The organism is Ralstonia sp. GX3-BWBA, from assembly GCF_003290055.1.
In the GTDB taxonomy this organism is placed as follows: Bacteria; Pseudomonadota; Gammaproteobacteria; order Burkholderiales; family Burkholderiaceae; genus Ralstonia; species Ralstonia holmesii.
The window spans coordinates 19380-39725 of the sequence record NZ_QMKS01000028.1 but is presented as its reverse complement, the minus strand read 5'-3'; the positions used below and the strand labels follow the sequence as shown (position 1 = coordinate 39725).

Annotated in this window: 20 protein-coding genes; all 20 read left to right on the top strand. The window is 58.5% G+C overall.

Going from position 1 to position 20346, the window contains the following annotated elements; all coding sequences use genetic code 11:
- The first annotated feature begins 119 nt into the window (after positions 1-119).
- The gene (locus DOD19_RS25820; RefSeq protein ID WP_024979587.1) at positions 120-1748 is read left to right on the top strand and encodes an ATP-binding protein; all 1629 of its coding nucleotides are present in this window, start codon (positions 120-122) and stop codon (positions 1746-1748) included.
- Positions 1749-1959: 211 nt separating this feature from the next.
- A complete protein-coding gene (locus tag DOD19_RS25815) occupies positions 1960-2718 on the top strand; it encodes a phospholipase D-like domain-containing protein (protein WP_024979588.1) in 759 nt (252 codons plus the stop codon).
- A 1115-nt stretch (positions 2719-3833) separates the two neighbouring features.
- Positions 3834-5072 (top strand): site-specific DNA-methyltransferase, encoded by a 1239-nt coding sequence (locus tag DOD19_RS25805; RefSeq protein ID WP_024979590.1) that lies wholly within the window; start codon positions 3834-3836, stop codon positions 5070-5072.
- 9 nt (positions 5073-5081) lie between these two features.
- A complete protein-coding gene (locus tag DOD19_RS25800) occupies positions 5082-7181 on the top strand; it encodes an EAL domain-containing protein (RefSeq protein WP_024979591.1) in 2100 nt (699 codons plus the stop codon).
- A gap of 128 nt (positions 7182-7309) precedes the next feature.
- A complete protein-coding gene (locus DOD19_RS25795; protein ID WP_024979592.1) occupies positions 7310-7879 on the top strand; it encodes a hypothetical protein in 570 nt (189 codons plus the stop codon).
- An 80-nt stretch (positions 7880-7959) separates the two neighbouring features.
- Positions 7960-9462 carry an AAA family ATPase gene (locus DOD19_RS25790; protein WP_024979593.1) on the top strand — a complete coding sequence of 501 codons (1503 nt, stop codon included), beginning with the start codon at positions 7960-7962 and terminating at the stop codon, positions 9460-9462.
- A gap of 66 nt (positions 9463-9528) precedes the next feature.
- Positions 9529-10413, top strand: coding sequence for a DUF5131 family protein (locus tag DOD19_RS25785; RefSeq protein WP_024979594.1), 885 nt, complete (start codon positions 9529-9531; stop codon positions 10411-10413).
- Between the two features lie 50 nt (positions 10414-10463).
- Positions 10464-10898, top strand: coding sequence for a hypothetical protein (locus DOD19_RS25780; RefSeq protein ID WP_024979595.1), 435 nt, complete (start codon positions 10464-10466; stop codon positions 10896-10898).
- Between the two features lie 110 nt (positions 10899-11008).
- On the top strand, positions 11009-12163 hold the full coding sequence (locus DOD19_RS25775; RefSeq protein ID WP_024979596.1) for a hypothetical protein: 1155 nt from the start codon (positions 11009-11011) through the stop codon (positions 12161-12163).
- A 114-nt stretch (positions 12164-12277) separates the two neighbouring features.
- Positions 12278-13336, top strand: coding sequence for a DUF1643 domain-containing protein (locus tag DOD19_RS28045; protein ID WP_239498109.1), 1059 nt, complete (start codon positions 12278-12280; stop codon positions 13334-13336).
- Between the two features lie 12 nt (positions 13337-13348).
- Positions 13349-13840, top strand: coding sequence for a hypothetical protein (locus DOD19_RS25760; protein WP_024979598.1), 492 nt, complete (start codon positions 13349-13351; stop codon positions 13838-13840).
- Between the two features lie 240 nt (positions 13841-14080).
- The gene (locus tag DOD19_RS25755; protein ID WP_024979599.1) at positions 14081-14809 is read left to right on the top strand and encodes a hypothetical protein; all 729 of its coding nucleotides are present in this window, start codon (positions 14081-14083) and stop codon (positions 14807-14809) included.
- Between the two features lie 195 nt (positions 14810-15004).
- On the top strand, positions 15005-15322 hold the full coding sequence (locus DOD19_RS25750; protein ID WP_024979600.1) for a hypothetical protein: 318 nt from the start codon (positions 15005-15007) through the stop codon (positions 15320-15322).
- A gap of 177 nt (positions 15323-15499) precedes the next feature.
- Positions 15500-16357, top strand: a complete 858-nt coding sequence (locus tag DOD19_RS25745; RefSeq protein ID WP_231973475.1) for a ParB N-terminal domain-containing protein — start codon at positions 15500-15502, stop codon at positions 16355-16357.
- 206 nt (positions 16358-16563) lie between these two features.
- Complete coding sequence (locus DOD19_RS25740; RefSeq protein ID WP_024979602.1) at positions 16564-17040, top strand: hypothetical protein; 477 nt, start codon at positions 16564-16566, stop codon at positions 17038-17040.
- Between the two features lie 165 nt (positions 17041-17205).
- On the top strand, positions 17206-17388 hold the full coding sequence (locus DOD19_RS25735; protein WP_024979603.1) for a hypothetical protein: 183 nt from the start codon (positions 17206-17208) through the stop codon (positions 17386-17388).
- A gap of 379 nt (positions 17389-17767) precedes the next feature.
- Complete coding sequence (locus tag DOD19_RS25730; RefSeq protein ID WP_024979604.1) at positions 17768-18013, top strand: hypothetical protein; 246 nt, start codon at positions 17768-17770, stop codon at positions 18011-18013.
- A 100-nt stretch (positions 18014-18113) separates the two neighbouring features.
- Positions 18114-18620 carry a membrane protein gene (locus DOD19_RS25725; protein ID WP_024979605.1) on the top strand — a complete coding sequence of 169 codons (507 nt, stop codon included), beginning with the start codon at positions 18114-18116 and terminating at the stop codon, positions 18618-18620.
- Positions 18621-18733: 113 nt separating this feature from the next.
- Positions 18734-19078, top strand: a complete 345-nt coding sequence (locus tag DOD19_RS28040; RefSeq protein WP_231973473.1) for a hypothetical protein — start codon at positions 18734-18736, stop codon at positions 19076-19078.
- Between the two features lie 652 nt (positions 19079-19730).
- Positions 19731-20273: an NADAR family protein gene (locus DOD19_RS25710; RefSeq protein ID WP_024979607.1), complete on the top strand. Its 543-nt coding sequence runs from the start codon at positions 19731-19733 to the stop codon at positions 20271-20273.
- Positions 20274-20346: the final 73 nt, after the last annotated feature.

Below are 20346 nucleotides of genomic sequence, written 5' to 3'. Positions count from 1 at the left end.
GACACAGCAGCAATTCAACTCTTGGAACCGCCTTCGGTTGGAGGTGCGAATTCCTATCTCACCCTCGCGGGGCTTTCGTCCCGCTGGGTCGTTTGCTCCGCATTTTCTTTGGAGCAAACATGTCCTCTTCTTCCGTACGTATTGCAGTCAACCAGGGCAACCTGGTCAAGAACCTGAAGTTCGCGTTCTCGAATTTCTCGACCTTCCTGGCCGAGCTGATTCAGAACAGCCGTCGAGCCGGCGCAAGCATGGTCGACATCCGCCTGGAAGGAAAATCGCTGACTGTCATCGATGACGGTCAAGGGGTCCAGGACTTCCAGAAGCTGTTCACGATCGCCGAGAGCGGCTGGGATGCTCAAACGCAGTCGCTCGAAAACCCATTTGGTATGGGGTTCACAAGTGCACTGTTTGCGTGCGAGGTGCTGAAGGTCGAGTCCTGCGGACAACGCCTCGAGGCGCGCACTCTCGACTTGCTCGAGATGCGTGATTTCTCGCTGCAAGCTGGTGAGGTGGCGAGTGGCACACGGCTGACCTTGAGCAACCTGACCTTCGACGAGAATCGTATAGGCAGCGCCTTGAGAGAGATCGCGCGCGGCTACCCGATTCCTATCTTTTTTAACGGCGAAGAACTGGAGCGACCAGACGCTCAGGACGCCCAAACGTTCGTCGCAACACCGGTCGGGGCCGTTTCGATTCGCGACCTCAAGGGCTTCGGATTTGGACGGCGGACCGCAGTGTATCTTCAGGGCATTCGCGTACTGGGAAGCCATTCCTCGCGCCCCGACGCTATCGTTCACCTCGATAGCGCAAGGTACAAAGCGAAGCTGCCTGACCGCAACTGCCTGATCGATGCGGAGGACAAAGCCAAGGAAATCGAGGCGCAGGTGTCCGCAGTCGCCTATTCCATGCTCGCTGAGCTGCAAGGCAAGATGGACCCCGTCGAGTTTGCCAATGCCTACTGGAGGGTTGCGTCCAAATGTGCGCCGGATCTGCTCCGCGAGCTTCCTGTTGTACCGGCGAGCGAGGTGGATATCCTGGACGATCTGCGATGTTTTGCGGATTGGCACAGCCCTTATGCTCACAGGGGTGCAAATGCCCAGCCTCTTAAGAGGTCGGATTTCGAGAAGGGAGTCGTACGAGTGGTTCGTGGATCCGGAAGTGTGGATCTCGAGGAAGACCTCCTCAGCGCAGTCAAGAGAGCCTACGTTATGAAGATGGAAGCCTTTATTGTTCGGGGAGAGGTCCCCAAAGGTCACTGGCTCATGAACGCGCCTCTGATTGACGATCTCGAAGTCAGCTTCGAGATCGTGAGTCCTGGAGCAACAGCGGGATCCGACCATGAAACGCACTCATTCGACATACAGGTCTGCGACGGGGTGCTTATCAAGGGGCCTTGGGGTGATGTCAAGGTTGCCGATCACGAAATCGCGATCGGTCACGGAGAGAAATCGTTGGAGAGCGTTACCGTCTACAGCCCGCCCAGCGCAAGCAAAGGTGAAGGTGTTTTGCAGTTCAACGCATTCTCGGACGACGATCGCTATGATGAGCAGTACGAGCGCGAGTGCCTGGCGAAGTACAGCCGATGGATCAAGCAGGCTCGGAACGTGAAGCCGCAGGATCTTCTAACCGATCTTCTGTCGGACGTCTGGGTGGACACTGACTCAGTACGCAATACGCGTTTTGTCTTGGAGGTAAACGCACACGGTCGTCTCAACATCGTAGAGCAGTTGCCTGCCGTGGTCGCTTAGTTTCACTATCTCACCTTTAACCCGCGCGCTGCGCGGGTTTTTTTTTGCCTGCACGGCAGCGCAAGGCTGGCAAAGAACATGCATCAGTGAGACCATAACTTCCCGATAGGAAGTTGAGACGCCTTGACCTGGCCAACATCGTCACCAGTAGAAATCGGTGTAGCGGTACGTAGCATTGGCGTCGTAGGTACAACCAGAACAGGACAGGACCATGAAGAAGCTATTCATCTGCGCAGCACTCCTAATTGCGCCTGCATTCGCGCAAGCGGGGATCGTCGATTCGGCTCTCGACAGCATTGGCATTTGGCATGGCAATCGCGTCGAGCAACCGACTTCCCATTCATCCCCTGACGTGCTGGCCAAGATCGCCGCGGCAATGTCTCGAGACAACCGTGAGGGCGGTTACCAAAACACTTCGTACCAGGGCCGCAGGGGGTACCACGGTTCTCGCGGCTACGACGAAAATCAAGACGATGCCGCCAGTTCGTCGGGTGAAAGTGCGGTGACGGTACCGGCAGCAGGCACGATCGAAGTCGGCTTCTCGCCCAATCGTTCGGCGATGAATGTGGCGCTGCATGTCGTAAAGGCTTCCACGCGATCCCTGGATATCGCAGCCTACGAGTTCACGAACAAGCGCTTTGAGAAGGCAGTCGTCGCCGCCATGCGTCGTGGTGTGCAGGTGCGCATCGTTGTCGATGCGAAGGAGAACGTCGGCAAGGGAGCTTCTATAGCCGGACGTCTTGCTGCGGTCGGCGCGCAGGTCCGGTATGTGGATGACGCACCGCTGATGCACAACAAGTACCTCATCAGCGACGGAGAGACGGTCGGGACCGGATCGCTAAATTTCACCGTTCGCGCTGAGAAGTACAACCACGAAAACTTCCGTGCTGACTGGCGCAATCGTGCACTGGCTCAACAGTACATGGGCGACTTCAACGGTATGTGGGCAAACGGCCATCCCTGGCGTTAAGTATAGACAGCGGACGGCAGAATGTCAGGATTGGGGAGGGGATGCTGTGGCGCTTCAGAACTGCCTTCCTTTCCCGGTAAAGCAGAGTTGATCCCTGCCGCCTTGAGCCATTCTGCAGCGTCGAAACAGAGGAGTCGAGAAAGACATGGCTTTTGACGGATGCAGCGGGGCGCCCGCCGGAAGCGGTTGGGGCTCATATGGCCCGACGCCAGGTGAAGACAGCGCTCCCGTGAAGGCAATGCACTTGATCATGCGGGGTGCTCCTCGAGAGATGCGGCTCAGGCCCTACGACGCACTCTCCGCTGCTCTCTTGCACCTCTACGAGGAGGTCCGTTCCGAAAACGCCAAGCGAGCTAAAAGGGGCGCGAAGCTTGCATATGGGACGGCGGTCGCAGCGGTTGATCGAGTTCTCTTCCCCGATCTGCTCTCAACTGTGATTGGGCTCGACGAAGGGTGTCGCGTGCGGGTGCGGTCTGACGTCGAGTTTGGCTCGGAATGCCACCAGAACGCCACGCGGGGACGTCTGGGAACAGTCAGCGCAATTGGCGCTCACGACGATGTTGAGGTATGGCTAGACCCTGTTGAAGGCGCGGCCGGCTGCACTTTCACATACCCGAGAGATGCGCTCCAGCCATTGATTGGTCTCAACGGGGACGTCTTGCGCGACCCTAGGACGCTCAGACTGGCGGACTGGCAACTCAAGGCGATGGCGGATGCACTTGCCCTCAATCTGGGGGCCGAGAATGTATCTGCGGACGTCGCGGCCCGGCTCTTGAGGGCTGCAAGCGGAATCCTTAATGCGAATCCGGCTGCTGCGCCTGTAGGGGACTAGCAGCCGACTCGCGCCGGTGGAACCAGCGATGCGAGCGGATGCCTTCGCGCAGTGGATCACAGGCGAGCGCGCATGGGCGTGCCTGTTTCTCGATGCAGGGCGAACTTTTCAACAGAAAGATGGCCCGCATGCACGCTAATTCGGAGTGGTTCGGCGTGGGGCATTCTGGCCCAATAGACGCTGCAGCGGGTGTTGGTTTCCCGCAGGGCTAGAAATAGGCACCGTCTCTGACAAGCTGGAAGGGTCGACGCCAATGCGCGTCCTACTTCCAGAACTTCCAGCTATGCAATTGGACCTCTTTTCGCACGTCGCGAGCGCTTACGCGGATGCTCCGGGCGGTCGCCTGACGAATAAGCAGTTCTACCAAGCCGTCGCTGTACGCGCGGGCATTTCCATCCAGGAGCTCCACGAGAAAACGCCGATCGGTGATGACGGCAAGCTTTACTCGCTCGTTCACCGGAAAATGCGGTGGGGGCAGCAGTCGCTTCGCCGCATGGGTATTCTCGAGCGCGTGGCCGGTGAGCGCGGTATCTGGCAACTCACGGAGTCGGCCGGCAAGAAGCTGGATGAGGCAGGGAACGAAGTTCAGCTGATCGCATTCTCGACAAAGCTCGGGATCGCAGTCTTCGGGAACTGCAAGCAGGTGTTTGCGGGGCTCAACGAGCCGGTGCATTTGGTCATAACGTCTCCTCCGTTTTTGCTCGCCAAGCCGCGTGCATATGGGAATCCCCCCACGATGAAGGAGTACATCGACTTCGTCTGCGAGACGATTGAACCGGTGTGCCGCCATCTTGCCCCCGGCGCGAGCATCATCATCAATTTGACCAACGACGCCCATGTCAGGGGCTCGCCGGCCCGCTCGACATATCTCGAGCGCCTGGTGTTGGCTCTTGAAGACCGACTGGGTCTTCACCTGATGGACCGTATTGTCTGGAAGTCTTCAAAGGCACCGGGACCGACCCAGTGGGCATGCCTGAGGCCGATCCAGCTCAAGACCGCCTATGAGCACTGCTATTGGTTCACCAATGACCCGTCGCGCGTGCGCTCAAACAACAGAAAGGTCCTGTTGCCGCACACCGAGCGCCACTTGAGGTTCATGGAGGAGGGGGGCGTCAAGAGGACGGCATCCTACGGTGACGGGTCGCAAGTGCACCGTCTGGGTCAATACGGAACGGTGACGGAAGGCCGCCTGCCTTCGAACGTGCTCGAAGTGGGCACGTCTTGCGCCGACACTCGCGCGTATCGCCGCCGAGCTGCAGAGCTCGGGCTGCCCCTGCACGGCGCGATGATGCCCACACGCATTCCTGAGTTCTTCATCAAGTTTTTGACCGAGCCAGGTGAGCTGGTGGTCGACCCGTTCGGCGGCACAGGAAAGACCGCACTTGCCGCGGAGCGACTTGGCCGGCGCTGGGCAATGGCGGAGAAGATGCTGCAGTACATCCGCGGAGCAGCAACGCACTTCGAGCAGTTTGACGGGTATTCACTAAACCCGCTGTTCGAGCCGGTTAAGTACGCTGCATAAGGAGTGGTGGTGACAGGTTCGCAAAACTACGCACTGGTCGCGGTTTCGGTCCTCGTCGCCGCCTTTACGTCGTACACGGCGCTCGATATCAGTGCACGTATCCGTCTTTCGACTGACGCTGTAAAGCGCTTGTCCTGGCTTCTTGGTGGGACCTTCGCGATCGCCACTGGGCTCTGGGCCACGCATATCCTGGGCATGCTTGCCTTTACCCTACCGTTTCCGGTGGCGCAGGGTACATGGATCACCCTCAAGTCGTTTGGGCTCGCACTGTTGGTCTCCTATTTGACGCTCGATGCAGCGACCCGTGCGAACCCAACGCGTCAGATTGTCGTACTCACGGGCATCGTTACTGGCGTCGGTCTGTCCCTGATGAGCTTTACCGCAGTGCAGGCGATCCGCGTCGAGCCGGGGCTAACGTATTCTCCTGGCGTCTTCGGCAGCGCAATGATCCTTGCCATTGCTGCCACTACGGCTGCGCTCCTCGTTCGCATTCGGCTCGGTCGCCCGGGTGCACACCAAGTCATGGCCATCCGCGTCGTGGCGAGCGGCCTCATCGGGGCCTCGATTGGCGGGGGGCACTACCTTTCGCTTCTTTCGGTTGTGGTGGCGCCGAACAGCCGATCGCTCCTCGTGACCAGTGCGTCAGCAGGGGGAGAGGCGCTAATCGCAGTAGTGGTGAGCTCGGTATTTATCGTCTCCTTCGCGCTGCTGCTGTCAGTGATTGGATTCCGCCACGAGCGTGAACGCATCGGTCTGACATCTTCGCTCCGGGAAGTCAGGCAGCGTTTGACGATGCTTGCCTCCATTGACCCCCTGACTTCGTTGCCTAACCGGGAGGCTGTCTACCGGAGCATTCAGGAGCAGATCGACAGTGCGACCATTGCCGGGTCAGCGTTCCATGTACTCCACGTCAACCTTGATTCATTCAAGGTTTTCAATGACTCATACGGATTGGCCATCGGTGATAGCTTGCTGCGGATTGTCGCGGTGAGGCTGGTCGAGGCGGCTGGCCGGAGCGCAGTTGTGGGGCGGCTCGGTGCTGACGAGTTTGCTCTCGTTGTTCGTGACGCTGGCAGTGGTGGGGGGCAAGAACTTGCAGGCAAACTTGTTGAAAGCATGCGCGGCGGAATCGCGGTCGACAACGCAGCCACGGTAAGGGTAACGCTGTCTGTGGGCATTGCCTCGTTCCCTAAGGATGGGGACGTGCCAGAAGTCCTACTGCGGAACGCCGATGGGGCAATGTCGGCGGCGAAGGCATCCGGTGGGAATGGCTACCGTTGTTACGGTCCCGACATCAGAGAGAACTCGTCCCGGCGACTCCAGATCATGCAGGCTCTGCAAGATACGGTCGAGAAGGGAGGGTTCAAACTCCATTTTCAGCCAAAGTTCGGATGTGACGGTCAGTCAGTCGAGGGCGCGGAGGCGCTGATTCGATGGACGCATCCGGAACTCGGTATCGTGCCGCCCTTGGATTTCATTCCATTGGCCGAGCGCACAGGCCTAATCTCCCAGATTGGAAATTGGGTGATTGGGCAAGCATGCCGCCACATTCTGGAGTGGGATCGTGCGGGGCTCCCGCCGGTGCGAATAGCGGTCAATCTTTCGCCCCAGCAGCTTCAGCAGCCGGGCTATATACGGACGGTCAACGAGATTGTCGGTCAGCACGGCGTGGAGCCACATCGCCTTATGTTCGAGATTACCGAGACCGTTGCGATGGAAGTGGCCGAGCAAACCACCGCCAACATTCGAGAATTCCAGGCAGCGGGATTCGATATCGCGATCGATGACTTCGGCACTGGTTACTCTAGCCTGGCCTACCTCCAACGGTTCAGAGCCAAGCAGCTCAAGATCGACCGGTTCTTTACTAGAGGCCTCGATGAGCATGGCGATGAGGGCTATGCCATCGTTTCGGCAATCATCGGCCTCGCGCATACGCTCCGAATGCAGGTTGTCGCGGAGGGTGTGGAGACCCAGTCTCAACTGCAGAAGCTTCGTGACTTGAGCTGCGACCAAGTGCAAGGGTTCCTGCTCGGGAAGCCCATGGGTGCAGAGGATTTCGCTGCATTTGTCCGGGAGCAGGCCAGCGAATCGAACCTCGCGCCTGTTTGAATCCCCCCTTGGATGGCGTCCGTTTCTCGATTGTTCCCGTCCACGCTGAGTGGTGTACTCGCAGGGTAGGCAAGGAGTCCCTTGGACCTTGCTGGAAGGAATTTCAATCCCATTCAATCGAGCACACCATGAAGACCATTCGAGCAATCGCAGCTGCAGTTCTGGTGATGGCTAGCGCCGTTGCGCATGCCGACGTTGGCGCGCCTCAGCCGAAGTCTCATCTGCCCGGGCTGGAAGCCCTGGAGAAGAATCCGAAGGCGCTGAACCTGACCGTGCAGAGCTTTGGGAAGACCACGCATGTCACGCTCGCGCTGAACGCCAACCCGACGCATTTCGAATCGAAGGAGGTGTTTGGCTACATGGGGTTGTCGAAAAGCGGCCAGGTTGAGCCGATGCAAGAATCGGTGGGGCTCCGCGTCGTTGCGGTGCCGGTCGCGATCATGCCAAACGGTGCACTGGTAGTGCGCTTGGCTCTAGACAATTCCCGCCTCGACGCATTGAAGACTGTGAAGCTCGGTGACCGTGCATTCCAACTTGCCGATATCTCCCGCGATGTGAGCGAAGCGACCCTGGTCGTTAAAGATGGCGAGGAGGTACCCGTAATGGTTGCTCAGGACGCGGGTAAGCGGGCCTTCCAAGTCTCGGCGCGACTGGCCGGCTCCGGTGACGCGCTCCCGGCCGCTGAGGCGACGAACTAAATCTGAGGGCTGTTCCGCTCCGGCCACGTTGTCGAGGCCCCTGCGATGAACACCAGACGCCCGCGCACTTCCCCAACCACATGAGATTGAAGCCGACCGCCGAGCAGAATCAGGCCATCGATCTATCCATGACTGGCGCGTCCTTCAAGGTGATCGCGCGCGCAGGCTCCGGCAAGACGTCGCTGCTGGACATGATCGCGCACACGAAGGGCAATACGCGCGGGGTCTATCTTGTATTCGGAAGGGAAAACGCCGCCGAGGCTAAGCGAAAGCTTCCGAAATCGGTATCCGCGAGCACGTTCCATGCGCTTGCGCACCGCTCATTGCCAGCGGGAATCACGGCTAAGGTCAACAACGCTATGGAGACCACTGACCTGCTCAGTGGGCGGATGGGATTGCGGGCGATTGCCGTGCCAAGCGTGCTCGGCCGTACGGTCGAGCTCAGAGGTTCGGACTTGGCGCAGATGGTCAATGATGCGGCTGTACGTTTCTGCAAATCGGCTGACCACGCACCCTCTCTCCATCACATTGCTGCGAATCCCATCATTGAGCGCAGGGCGATGGAGCAGCTGCAGGGTGAGCTACTGCCGTATGTAGAGACGCTGTGGGAGGAGTTCTGCAGTCAGAAGAGTCCGTATCGCATCGGGCACGATGTCTACCTCAAGATCTGGCAGCTTTCCACACCTGAAATTGAGGGGCGGTACATCCTGCTCGATGAGGGGCAAGACAGCGATGACGTCATGCTCGCGATCCTTCAGGGGCAGTATCACGCGCAGGTGATCTACGTCGGCGATCCATATCAGCAAATCATGGAGTTCCGCGGCAGCGTAGATGCAATGCAGCGCATTGAGGCCCCAGAGGTGTATTTGACGCAATCGTTCCGGTTCGGCCGGAGCATTGCTGATCTGGCATCCCTTGTACTTAGGAAGCTCGGTGAGACGACACCCATAAGGGGGCAAGACTCAATCTCGTCTGTAGTGATCGACGAAGCAGCAGAGAACTTCATCTTCCCGTTCAAGGCCGTTCTGTGCCGCACGAACGCTACAGCAGTTGCCCAAATGGCCGATGAACTACGGTCAGGAAAGCGTGTCGCTCTCCGGGCAAACTCTTCCGAGATCTTGAATTTCTGCAATGCCTCTCGACAGTTGATGTGCGGTATATCGCCCGCATCACCTTCAGCGCTCACGTTGTTTCAGGACTGGATGGAAGTCTGCGACTACGCAGACACGTTCGCTGGGAAAGAGATCAAGCCCTACGTGAAGCTCATCAACGATATCGGGCCCGACATGCTCGAGGAGATGGTGGGGGCATCGGTACCCGTCTCCTATGCGGACATGGTCATAAGTACCGCGCACAAAGCCAAAGGCCTTGAGTTCAAGTCGGTGAGGGTGGAAGGCGATTTTCGGTTCTATACCGACGAAGAGACCGGCAAGGTTGAGATGACACCGGAGGAGTTGAGGCTGCTCTATGTGACGCTCACCCGGGCACGCGAGTGGCTGGACATCTACGCCATCCAGGGGCAATTGAAAGCCATGCTTGCGGATGCCGAGATTATTGGCTCCAGAGAGGACTCCCTTATGTGAGGCCAGCTGGAGCGGCCAAGACCTGTGGGGCTTGCAACAGTCTGCGGTTTGAGTGAAGAGGCAAACATGGCAATCGAAACTGGCATTTCCTATGCGAAGTCCACCATCAACGGATGGATTGGCTGCACGCAGATCGGACCCGGCTGCGACGGGTGCTACGCGCTAGCGGGCGACATACGGTTTCACGGCGGAAAGCACTGGGGTCCAGATGCGCCACGCCAGCGGACTGCGCCTTCGAACTGGAACAAGGCATTCACCTGGAACCGCCGCGCAGCCAAAAGCGGTGAATTCTGGCCGGTGTTCTGGAACACCCAGTCGGACATGTTCGACAACGAGATTGACGAGCAATGGCGGGCCGATGCATGGGACCTCATGGCTCAAACGCCGTACCTGACCTGGCTGGTGGTCACGAAACGCATCGGGAACGCAAAGCGCATGTTGCCTGCAGACTGGGGGACCGGCTATCCCAACGTCTGGCTAATCGCCACCGTGGTCAATCAGGAAGAGGCAGAGCGCGATATCCCAAAGCTCCTAGACCTTGATGCATGCGTCAAAGGTATCAGCCACGGGCCCGGCCTTGGCCCCATGGATCTGACTTTCCAACTGAAATCTGGGCGACATGCCGGAAAGGCTGCGATCGAGGAGTTGGACTGGATCATTTCTGAAGGGGAAAGCCGGCAAGGTAGCTGGGCTGCACGTGAGTACAAATTGGAGTGGGCGGAAAGCCTGGCGGAGCAAGCAAGCCGGTATGACGTGCCGTTCTTCATGAAGCAAGCGGGCCATTTTCCGACCAGGAATGGGGCCAAGGTTACGTTGACCGGAAAAGGGGCGGTGGTTGGCGAATGGCCAACTGCCTTACAGCGCCAAGAATTTCCAGGTGGGAAAACGCTGGCGGAAGGGACAGATTCCCCGTCGATCACAGGTGCGGTCATACAGCTTGCCGTGGTGTGAATGGCGGCACCGTCCAGATAGGAAAACAGCAGGCATCAACGATGGTACAGATGACAGCCGCAGAATTGCGAACAACGGCAGTTGAATCCCCCAGCGCCCAGAAGATGAGCGTCGACGCCTCAGCCCGTCCCGATAGGAAACCAACTCGGGTGGCGTCACTGGTGTGGCTCGCCGTTTCGCTTGCGATTGGAATAGGGATTGCCTTGTGGGTATTCCACAAAGTGCAGTTCGAGCAACAAGCAGACGGGGTTATGACAGCTCGCTTTGCACAGAGCCTCGGTCTCATTGGAAATGATGACAGTCGCCTTGGCCGAATCGAGAAGGTCTGGTTTGCTCGCTCCGCAGCGGGCGGCTACCTCTACCGTGCCGTCTATCAAGGCGCCAACCTTCAAAGCGGCGTCATCCGTCGAACCACAAGAATCGACCTGATCCGCTTTTGCAAGGCAGCTCATGAGGAAGGGTGTCGCATCTTGGATAGGAAATAGGGATCCCAAGGAGCACCTCTACCGCCTCCTTGGCGCTTGCACAAAGGGGCTAGAAATACATGTTCGACTTGAGATACTGGACTCACTCGAACACTTCACACGGAGAAACTATGAAGAAACTGACTTTGGCATCGTTGGCAGTTGTCGCACTGCTGTCGGCGTGCGGTGGTGGCGGCGACGGCTCGGCTGCGGGCAACGGTGGTTCCGACGGTACTGGCACCGGCACGGTGGGGAATCAAAGGACGCCGGTGAACCCGTACACGGGCCAAGCTGCACCTGGGGCCAAGACGACGGCAGTTACCGGCCAGGTCTTCAACAGCGGCGCGACTGCTGGCGCGACGGTGACGGCCTACGTGCTGAACGCAGATGGCACGAACGGTACCGTGATCGGTACGGCTACTTCGGCCGCGGACGGCACGTTCAGCATGACTTTGAGCCAAGCGCCGTATGACTCGGCCAGCTACGTGCGCTTCGTGGCGACGGGCGGCACCTACACGTCCTCGGCGGACCATACGGTCCAGACGAACGGCACGTTGGAACTGGTGACCCCGTACATCACGACGCAGTTCAACAACTTCGTCATCACGTCGCTGACGCATGTTGCTTCGCAACGTATGTCACAGGTCGCGTCGGGCGGCGCGGCGATTGCGACGGCCTATACGACGGGTGCCGGCATGGTGCTGTCGCTGATCGGCTTCACCAACGCAATCCTCCCGAGCGACCAGAGTGCTGGCGTCAACTACCTGGCCCTGGTGCCCGGTTCGTCCGGTGATGCCCTGTCCGCATACGCCGACGCGCTGAATTCCGTCGAGGCGTACGGCGTCCAGTACGACCTCCCGTCCTCGGTCTCGGTGCAGGTGCTGGCACAAAGCCAACTGACCGGCACGGCATCCAGCACGCTGCCGAACGGGAATGCGATCAACATCGGCCAATGGCAGAGCGGCGTCTTCAATCCGGCAGCACCATACACGCTCGGCCAGCTGGAAGCGAACGGTGCGCCTCCGCCGTACGCCCAGATGCATCAGTTCATGGTCTGGGAATACGTGATTGCGGACTGCAACAGCGGTAACAGCGCGCCGTACTACGCTCGCTTCCCGTTGCAAGCCGGCCAGCCGGATCTGTTCACTTCCGGTCAATGCCCGACCTACAAGAACTACGTCAACACCATCGACGGAAAGGTTGGCACGAACAATCGCAGTCACGTGCTCGTTACTACGCCGGGCTATGTGCCGCAAACTGTGCCGGTGGTCGGCGCCGGTTCGTAAGGTCCGCTAGCAGGCCCACGGTGTGGGCTTCTGCACCACACATCCCCGCCTTGAGCGGGGTTTTTTCATTCCAGAGCGCGTTGATCCCGTTGGTCTGGGGAGCGTGTTGGTAGAATGCTTCCTGGCAAGAAGCATGAGGCGGCGGAAGCGGCACGCGCGCGTGCTATGTCAGAGAGGAAAACTGTGAGTGCAGCAATTCCGGCTTGGACCGAGCAGAACGCGTATTTTTCCGGTGAGAAACATCGGGTGTGGTTGCGACGCCAGCTGAGCATGTTTGGCGTCCCAGTCGCGTTTATTCTGCATAACCCCAGCACGGCTGATGCAGTAGACAACGATCCAACCGCGCGGCGGGGAGTCGGGTTTGCTAATGCGCTCGGTGCTAGCGACTTAATCATCGTGAACGCCGCGACCGGAGTAGCGACTGATGCGAACGAGCTTGCCCAAATGGAAGACCCAATCGGACCAATGGCCGATGAGGCGCTCCAGGTTGCCGCCGAGTTCTGTCTGTCGCGCGGTGGCGTCCTGATTGCCGCTTGGGGTACACCGAAGGGAAAGGCGAGTACCCGGCGCCTAATGGATGCCAGGTTCAACGACATCCTCCGGCTCAATCTGCCGTGCACGCATTGCGAATTACCTCCTCCGGGTACCCCGAACACCCGCTGTACTTGCCCGCCGAGCTGCGCCCCGTGCCGTGGCGCTATTCCATCCCTGTCGCCTGACCACACGATGCCAAATCAGTTGATGCGTATTGCGAACACGATCCGCAAAGAGTGTTTCAACACAACGCGACAGCGCGTTCAGGCGGTGAGCTGCCTGGCCAGTTCACTCGCTTTGGGTATGGCGGTCGGCATCGGATCGGCCAGCATCGTTGGGGTGACGTTCTGCATGTTGGTGGTACTGGCGATGGTGTCTGGTGTCACCGGATCGGAAAGTCCGGTGTTTGGCCCGACATGCGCTGCGGTCTTCGGCCTGAGCGGCTACACCGGGCTTGGAGTTGCTGCCGTAGTCCCACAGGCGATCGCCGACGCTCTTCTGTTCCTCGCCGGAATCGGTGGGGGCGTTGCAGCCATAGTGTGGTGGGCGGTGCAAATGGGAGGTTTGGTGGTTGCGTCGCGCGCAAGCGGTAACACCGAAGGAAAGCTGGAACGGTCGCGCAGTTGCATTCAAGGATGAGGGAGGAGGGTGATGTTCCGAACACGTAGAGAGATTGCTGCGCAGGCGGTCAGCGTCCTGATTATCTTTGGCATCGTCTCGTGTGCAGGCCTGAAGGTCATTGCAGGCAATGAGGCGGCCTTCGCCCAATGGATCGACGATCAAGGGCGCGGATTCCAGAAAGTCCGACAGGGCATCGGTACCTTGGTGGCTTCGGCTGACGATCCAGAAAGCAGGGTGAAGCGCGTCTTAGTGCAGACTTTGGAGCCAGGCACGCTCGCTGCGGCAGCGCAACTCACCGCCGGTTACCTGGCTGCGTCTCCTTTCCTGTTTCAAGCCAACGTTGCGCCTCCGCCCAATCAAATTCAGGTAACCGGTGCATCTCTGGAAAGGAATGGACAAGCCACTACGGTTGCGAATGCAGGGAAAGAACGATGCCAGTTGCGACTGCTGCCGACGAAAGGCACGGACCTGATCGGCGCTGGCTGGGCGATCCAGGACGCCAGATGTAGCCGGACAGACTAGACCGACATAATCAATGAAAAGGGCCGCATCTGCGGCCCTTTTTGCTTTTTCGGTGCCGATTAAGGCGTCTCGGGTAAGGGTTGCCGTGGGTGTAGGGAACGCCTCCTAGGGGCGACTAAGGGAGTATCATTCGGCTTACTTTAGTGCTTCCCGTTGGGAATCACTAATTATCGCTTTCCTTAACAAAACGGCCGCGGATGGCAGCTTGCGCTGTGCGGCCAAATAATGCCGGAGGGCATCTTGGCCAAGAGTGAAATTCCGAACCCCGAGAGCCGGATTCCGAGCGCCTTGTATCTCGAGCTGCGTGACTGGCTGCTCAAGAATGACCCCGACGCCAGACGAATCATTGAGTGGTCGAACCAAAGCCGCTGCCGCCCGGAAACTCCTGAAAAGATGGCAGCAGAAATCATCTGGATCGTACTTTGCGCGGGTCGTTCCGCCCAGGCTGCACGCACCATCGAAAAGCGCGTCTGGGATGCAATCGAGGAAGGGCGCCCCGTCGTCAGTGCATTTGGATTCCGTGCCAAAGCTGAGGCAATTGAAAGAGTGTGGCGCGAGCGCGCGGCCGACTTTCATTCGCTGCAGGACGTCCTAAGCCAGAACAACCCCATTCGACTAGTCGAATGGTGCGGCGCTCTTCCGTGGGTGGGAGTCGATACGAAGTACCAGTTGGCCAAGAACTTCGGTGAGGACGTCTGTAAGCCGGATATCTGGCTTTGCCGTCTCACGGGCTTTCCAGACAAGCCGCGACGCCGCGGGCTTGAGAGGTTTGACGCCTGCATGCGACTGTGCCGCGTGCTCTCCGACGCTTCCGGCGACAGTATTGCCACCGTGGACAGTGTGCTCTGGCTGGCGTGCAACAAGGGCGTTCTTCAAGTTTCGCCGCAGGCTGGGCCCGTGACGTTCGCCCCAATGAAAATTTCCCGAGCGGAAATCATCCCAGGGGCCGAGGAGCGCGTACATCAGTAAGGAAGCCGGCCGATTTTTGAGGGCTAGAAATGGCATTCGCACTCGGTATCTTCCATTTCGTAGGGCGCAGTCGAAGTACGGGTTCTCCTTCAAACGTCTCGCTTCGATGTTGGCTGTGTTGCTGGCTGGACAACGAAATTGCGTTTCGTTGCGGAGACGGCAACGCGTAGAAACAGTGGCTATTGGGAATATTTGATGACCGTATGGACTGGCTCGGAAAGTCAGGTGCGACTTCCACTCTGTTGGCTGACCAAGGCTCAACTCAGTGACGACGAGCGCGCCGTCATGGAAGTGCTGGCGAGCCGGGGAGCCGTGGAAGGAACAGGAAAGGTCGCCCGCGCGGCCTTTCCCGGGCAGCTCATCAGCCAGAGCGAACGGTTGATGCGAGCGTCAAGAGTGCTTGTGGCTCTTCGTGATCGCAAGTTCGTCGACTGGTCTCTCAGCGAGGGCGGCCTGGTTGTCTGGCAGCTGGTTGCGGATGGTGGGCGAGCAGAGTCCTCTCCAGTGCCGTGAAGGAAAACTGAGTTTTCGGAAGGAATGGGTTGTCCGTGCGATGAGCGCTCGGGCACTTGCGCCATAGCTAAGTTCAGGAGTATGCAAGTGGTGGCAACAAAACGGAGTCAGGGTGTGCGAGCGAAGACACAGCCTCAGCTTGTCCTTGACGGAGCTGCTCCGACTATTCCATTTGAGATGGACTCCCAATTGGAATTTGGGGATCGTCAAGCGCTGAACTTGGGTACGGGAGCGAGCCACCAGTACCGGTGGGCCGTCGACGAGATTCGTGAGGTTCGCGGCTTCAATCCTCGGATCGAGACGGCCGCCTACAAGGCCGGCATCGAGCGTCTGGCCCTCGAGATTGCCGAGAACGGTTTTGATGAGAGTCAACCGCTCCTGGTGTTCCCGATCCGCGAGGGCAGTAAGACGGTGCTTGCGGTGCGGGACGGGCATCGACGACTGCAGGCAGTGCGGCTCGCCAATCACTATCTCGACGATGGGAAGAATCGGCAAATCGATCAGCTGCCGGTAATTATCGAAGAATGGGCGGACCCGCGGTCGCTCACGCTGAGCGTAATGCAACGGAACGATCAGCTTGCCCTGACCGTCTTCGAGACCGCGATCGTTGCTTTTCGAGCTCACGTGAAGCTCGGCATGTCCACAATGGAGATTGCCTCGGAGTTCAAGCGCTCAGAGATGCACATCAAAGGGTTGCTTTTGCTCGCCAACGCCGACCGGCGGATCCAGGATCTGGTCATTGAAGACAAGACCACAGCGACAACGGCCATCAAAGCGATCCGCTTGTACAAGGACGGTGCTCCCGAGCGTCTGGTGGAAGTGACTGCGGGGAAAGGCAAGGTCCGACCACGAGATCTACCCGGGGAGCGGCTGAAGCGGGTCATGCGCAAAGTGGGCGCAAGACTGCTACTGACGATCAAGGACATAGAAGCAGATCCCGGATTCAAACGCCTTAGGCGCGAAACGCGTGAATCGATCAGCGATTTGCTCGAGAAGGTTCGCGAGGCAGAGAAGGAAGATCCGGTCGACAAATAGATCGTCTGGTGCTCGGTGTGGCGTGCCGCATAGCGTCGTGCGCGCCGGCGGGCATGACCATATCAAACGCGTGTGTGGCATGCCTAATTTATAGGCAACATAAGAAGTTGTCCGATGATAGCGGGCAACTTTACGCTGCGTAACTGACTTGTCCACAGACCTGTCCAGAGCAGTTGTGGAGATCGCCCTTAGGGCCAACAGAACCAATGAATGAGACTGACGTTTTCTTTCGAACTACAGTGGCCGGGCGGGAATTCCAGGGGGTTATCGCTCTGACCGGCTCACTGTTCATCTGCTGTAAGGCCTCAGGCGAGGGTGTGCCGCTGTACGCAGCGTCTTTGCAGTGGACGAAAGCGCCCCCTACTCATGATCGCCAAGAGCGCGAGGGCTGGTGGCTGGTCCGCGGCGAGAACGAGCCAGTCGTTTTCCTGAGCGGGTTCACCGCAGACGACTCAGCACGGCTTGGCGATGAGTTTGGAATCCCGCCGGCAGGCGACCGGTTCGACTCACCCGACGTGCGGGAAGAGTACTTTCTGTCCTCATCAGCCTGGGAAGGTATGCGGGCTTGGGTTGAGCAGGAGACCCTCAGAGAAGATGCTGCGTCGCACCCGACCGCCCGGCGCAAGTCCTGGTACATCCGTGCCATCTCGCAGATTCGGGTCTTCAGGGGGATTGAGCAGTAACGGCCTGAGAGCGCCGGCTGTAGGCCAAGTGGCGGACAGAAAAATCCCACCGATTTGCGCGACAATAGAATTCGCTGCTTGATGGGTTCAGCAGCGAACCGTCGCGCCGGCCCAAAACAATGCCGCCGGCGAGGCATTCGAAGCAAGTTCGACCGGGAGCGATTTATGGGAAGCAATCTTGCCATTTACGTCGTCGTGCTCGTATGTCTTGTGTTCGTAGCCAGGTATGGAATGAAGAGAGGAAAATCCAAGCAAGAGGCGATTCGCGCATGGGCCATTCTGGCCGGTGTTGCGGGGATTCCTATTGCCGCACAGGTGATTGGGGTGGTCTTCCATCCCTTCGCTTGATCTGAAGCGCTGTAAGACGAATCTGGTTGAGTCCTCCTTCCTGATTGCGTCGAACGGCCTTAGGCCGCGCTCCCCGAAATCGGAGTGCGGCTTTTTTGCTTTTTGGGCACGCCGTGCTTCATTGCTTCCCAACAGGAAACATCAGGTATAGAATCAGCCTCGTTTCTACGAAGTCATTTGCGACTTTGTAACGGCAGCTGGGCCCTTCTAGCCACTTTGCCTCGCCAGTGTTTTCTGGTGAGCGCTTCCCTCGCTTCTTAGAGCGAGAACCGACCGGCTGGTTCGTTCCGAACCGGCTCTTCCTACCTTAATTTCCTGCGGGGTGTTTGCTCCCGTACGGAAGTAGGCCTCCGAGGTATTTCGCTACCAGGAGGTTTGCATGCTTCAGTTTCACGCGTTGTTCGGTGGCCACTACGGCATCGGGTCAATGATCGTCGACGCCGTAATTCGTTCGGTCGTCTACAACATGGTGGGTAATGCGATGCGTGGTCACGCCCTTTCAGGACTTGCGTTGATCGGTATCGTGCTCGCTGTTGTGTGTGTGTGTGTTCTGCTGATCCGCTGCTTTGGGGGCATGGCCAACGCTGTTGGCCGAAGCCTTCGAGGTGGCAGACGCCAGTACTAACTCGTTCGACGCTGCTCTGCGTCATTTGCTCTGTAACGGCATTGCTTCCGATGGCCATTGGCTGTTGGCGGTGGGCCATCTTTTCTGAAAAGGAATAGAAATGAAATCGTTCGCAAAAATCGTCCGCGCAGGGTTCGTCGCTTTTGCGCTGGTGCCGTTTTTCGCACATGCTCAGTGGTATGGGTCAGTCAACCAAGTAGGCGAGCCGGTCTCTCGATCGAACTCGACGTACAACTCGGGTGACGCTCTGCGCGGTGGTGGTTCCGCAGTTCTGGGCGTCGTTATCAACGCGCGGCCGATTGAACTCGATTCGGGCACCGCGCGCCAAATTTCGGCAACCGTTGGCGGCATCCTTGGTGTCGTCCTCGGCATGCATCACAGCAACTCCAACGCTGCACCGCTGATTGCCGGCGGTGTGGGCACGTTGGTTGGCTACGCTGCGGGTGGCGCGATCAGCAAAACGCAGGCCGTTGAGCTGATCGTGCGAACCGAAGACAACCGGATGATCCCGGTTGTTCAGGAGGTCGGCGATGGCAATGTCTTTCGAGCTGGCCAGGTGGTTGCAATCGTTCAGGTCAACGGGCGTTTGCGCGTCCAACACATGTGACGATGTCACAGTGGCAACGGCGGTCCCTTCGGGGACCGCTTTTTTTTTGACCTACGCACCCCTCGGTGCGGGGGGCATCATTCGCTGGCAGTAGGCGGTAAGGCCAACATATAATGGGCGACGTTGAAAAACTCAGTTTTTTGTCTGGGTGCGGGGCTCGATTAACTGGCCTCGGCACTGAAAATAGGGCGGACCACGGTGTCCAACACGCCAAATGGCGTGGTCAGGAAAATTACGTGATCGAGGATATTGAACTACCAAAAGGGTGGAAGCTGCGGCCGGACACTCAGTTTGGCGTAGTCATCACGGCACCGCATGGCAGTGTCACGATTGACATCACCATGCGGAATTTCGTTCTTGGAGAGCGGATGGTGATGGCCTATGGCAAATACAGCAGGCGGGGTTGGCGCAAGCGACTCTTCAGCGACGCAATCCTGGCCCTGGCAAAGGCCAAATAGTCCCGGACGCTCCCGCCAGAGCAACCCGAGGGACAGCGCGCGCCCCGCGGGTCGGGCGCACCTCTCGATTTCCTTCAAAGTTACATAGAGGCGGCACGCGATATCAAGTTGACGCCGAGTGCAGAACTTCGACCGACCGGATTCGCCGCACTTCTCACCAGGAACAGAAGGCGGTAGAATTTGGTCGATCTTTCCCGGCGATCATCCTTGTGATGTCGCCCGGCAGCTGGGCCGCATCTAGCGTACGTTTTCAACCCTGCCGCCCGTCAAGGGTGGTGCCTTGTGGCTGTTCTGCAGCCAGTCTCCAGTTATTCAACCCATTCGGGGCAACCTTGCCCTGAGCGGGAGTTGCCTCTCTGTTTTCACATTGAGGTAGCTATGAATAAACTTTCCAATCGTCCCACGGCAATTCGTCCCTCGAGAAAGGGGGAACTCGGCCGCTTCATGTCGCGGGAGAATATTTCCAACATGCTTCGTGCGGGCAGCGCGTCGGATCTAACCGATTACGCGCTCGCAAACGGCTACCTAGGCAGTCGGCGGGTCATTGTGATGGATGGGCGCGTTATTACGCACCGCTGGCTGGAGTGGCCGGTCTTCCTTCAACTCTGCCGTCGCCGCCCTGGCAATGGCGCCCAACCTAACCAGGTGTGCAATGCATGAGATCCAAGGAATGACTCTGTTCTTCGGCGCCGAAGATGCACTAAGCAACTGGCATCCGGCTCGGTTCACGTTCCGCGGGGTCGAGTTCACTTCAGTCGAGCAGTTCATGATGTACTCCAAGGCGCGACTGTTCGATGACGATGAGACCGCAAGGCAAATTCTTTCGGCCTCTCAACCGCGTGAGCAAAAACGACTAGGCCGCCAAGTCCGAGGGTTTGATGAAGCGGTCTGGGTCAAGAAGCGCAAATCAATCGTGATCGTTGGCTGCCGTGAGAAGTTCTGGCAGAACCCGCCTCTTGGCGAAATCCTGCTCGGGACAGAGGACACACTTTTGGTCGAGGCCAGTCCATACGATCGAATCTATGGTGTGGGGCTCGCGTGGAATGATCCGCGTATCCGAGACGTCGGCCAGTGGCAAGGCCTAAACCTTCTCGGAGACGTGCTCATGGAGGTTCGCTCTTGGCTGTCGAAAGGCAGCGTACGCGCCACCGTGACGGGCACAGTGCATAAACCAGAGAGCTTTGCGCGCGCCTAGCCGAAGGCTCTCAAATTTCAACCCAAGCGGGGACATCTTCCCTGCAGGGGTTGATGGCTTCCGCGTCAGACGG

Excerpts from the sequence above, each read along its gene's own strand:
- DOD19_RS25735 (WP_024979603.1), top strand. The coding sequence starts at position 17,206 with ATGGGAAGCAATCTTGCCATTTACGTCGTCGTGCTCGTATGTCTTGTG.
- DOD19_RS25775 (WP_024979596.1), top strand. The coding sequence starts at position 11,009 with ATGAAGAAACTGACTTTGGCATCGTTGGCAGTTGTCGCACTGCTGTCG.
- DOD19_RS25780 (WP_024979595.1), top strand. The coding sequence starts at position 10,464 with ATGACAGCCGCAGAATTGCGAACAACGGCAGTTGAATCCCCCAGCGCC.
- DOD19_RS28040 (WP_231973473.1), top strand. The coding sequence starts at position 18,734 with ATGGGCGACGTTGAAAAACTCAGTTTTTTGTCTGGGTGCGGGGCTCGA.
- DOD19_RS25760 (WP_024979598.1), top strand. The coding sequence starts at position 13,349 with ATGTTCCGAACACGTAGAGAGATTGCTGCGCAGGCGGTCAGCGTCCTG.
- DOD19_RS25740 (WP_024979602.1), top strand. The coding sequence starts at position 16,564 with ATGAATGAGACTGACGTTTTCTTTCGAACTACAGTGGCCGGGCGGGAA.
- DOD19_RS25725 (WP_024979605.1), top strand. The coding sequence starts at position 18,114 with ATGAAATCGTTCGCAAAAATCGTCCGCGCAGGGTTCGTCGCTTTTGCG.
- DOD19_RS25785 (WP_024979594.1), top strand. The coding sequence starts at position 9,529 with ATGGCAATCGAAACTGGCATTTCCTATGCGAAGTCCACCATCAACGGA.
- DOD19_RS28045 (WP_239498109.1), top strand. The coding sequence starts at position 12,278 with ATGCTTCCTGGCAAGAAGCATGAGGCGGCGGAAGCGGCACGCGCGCGT.
- DOD19_RS25805 (WP_024979590.1), top strand. The coding sequence starts at position 3,834 with ATGCAATTGGACCTCTTTTCGCACGTCGCGAGCGCTTACGCGGATGCT.
- DOD19_RS25815 (WP_024979588.1), top strand. The coding sequence starts at position 1,960 with ATGAAGAAGCTATTCATCTGCGCAGCACTCCTAATTGCGCCTGCATTC.
- DOD19_RS25730 (WP_024979604.1), top strand. The coding sequence starts at position 17,768 with ATGCTTCAGTTTCACGCGTTGTTCGGTGGCCACTACGGCATCGGGTCA.
- DOD19_RS25745 (WP_231973475.1), top strand. The coding sequence starts at position 15,500 with ATGGACTCCCAATTGGAATTTGGGGATCGTCAAGCGCTGAACTTGGGT.
- DOD19_RS25795 (WP_024979592.1), top strand. The coding sequence starts at position 7,310 with ATGAAGACCATTCGAGCAATCGCAGCTGCAGTTCTGGTGATGGCTAGC.
- DOD19_RS25710 (WP_024979607.1), top strand. The coding sequence starts at position 19,731 with ATGCATGAGATCCAAGGAATGACTCTGTTCTTCGGCGCCGAAGATGCA.
- DOD19_RS25820 (WP_024979587.1), top strand. The coding sequence starts at position 120 with ATGTCCTCTTCTTCCGTACGTATTGCAGTCAACCAGGGCAACCTGGTC.
- DOD19_RS25750 (WP_024979600.1), top strand. The coding sequence starts at position 15,005 with ATGACCGTATGGACTGGCTCGGAAAGTCAGGTGCGACTTCCACTCTGT.
- DOD19_RS25790 (WP_024979593.1), top strand. The coding sequence starts at position 7,960 with ATGAGATTGAAGCCGACCGCCGAGCAGAATCAGGCCATCGATCTATCC.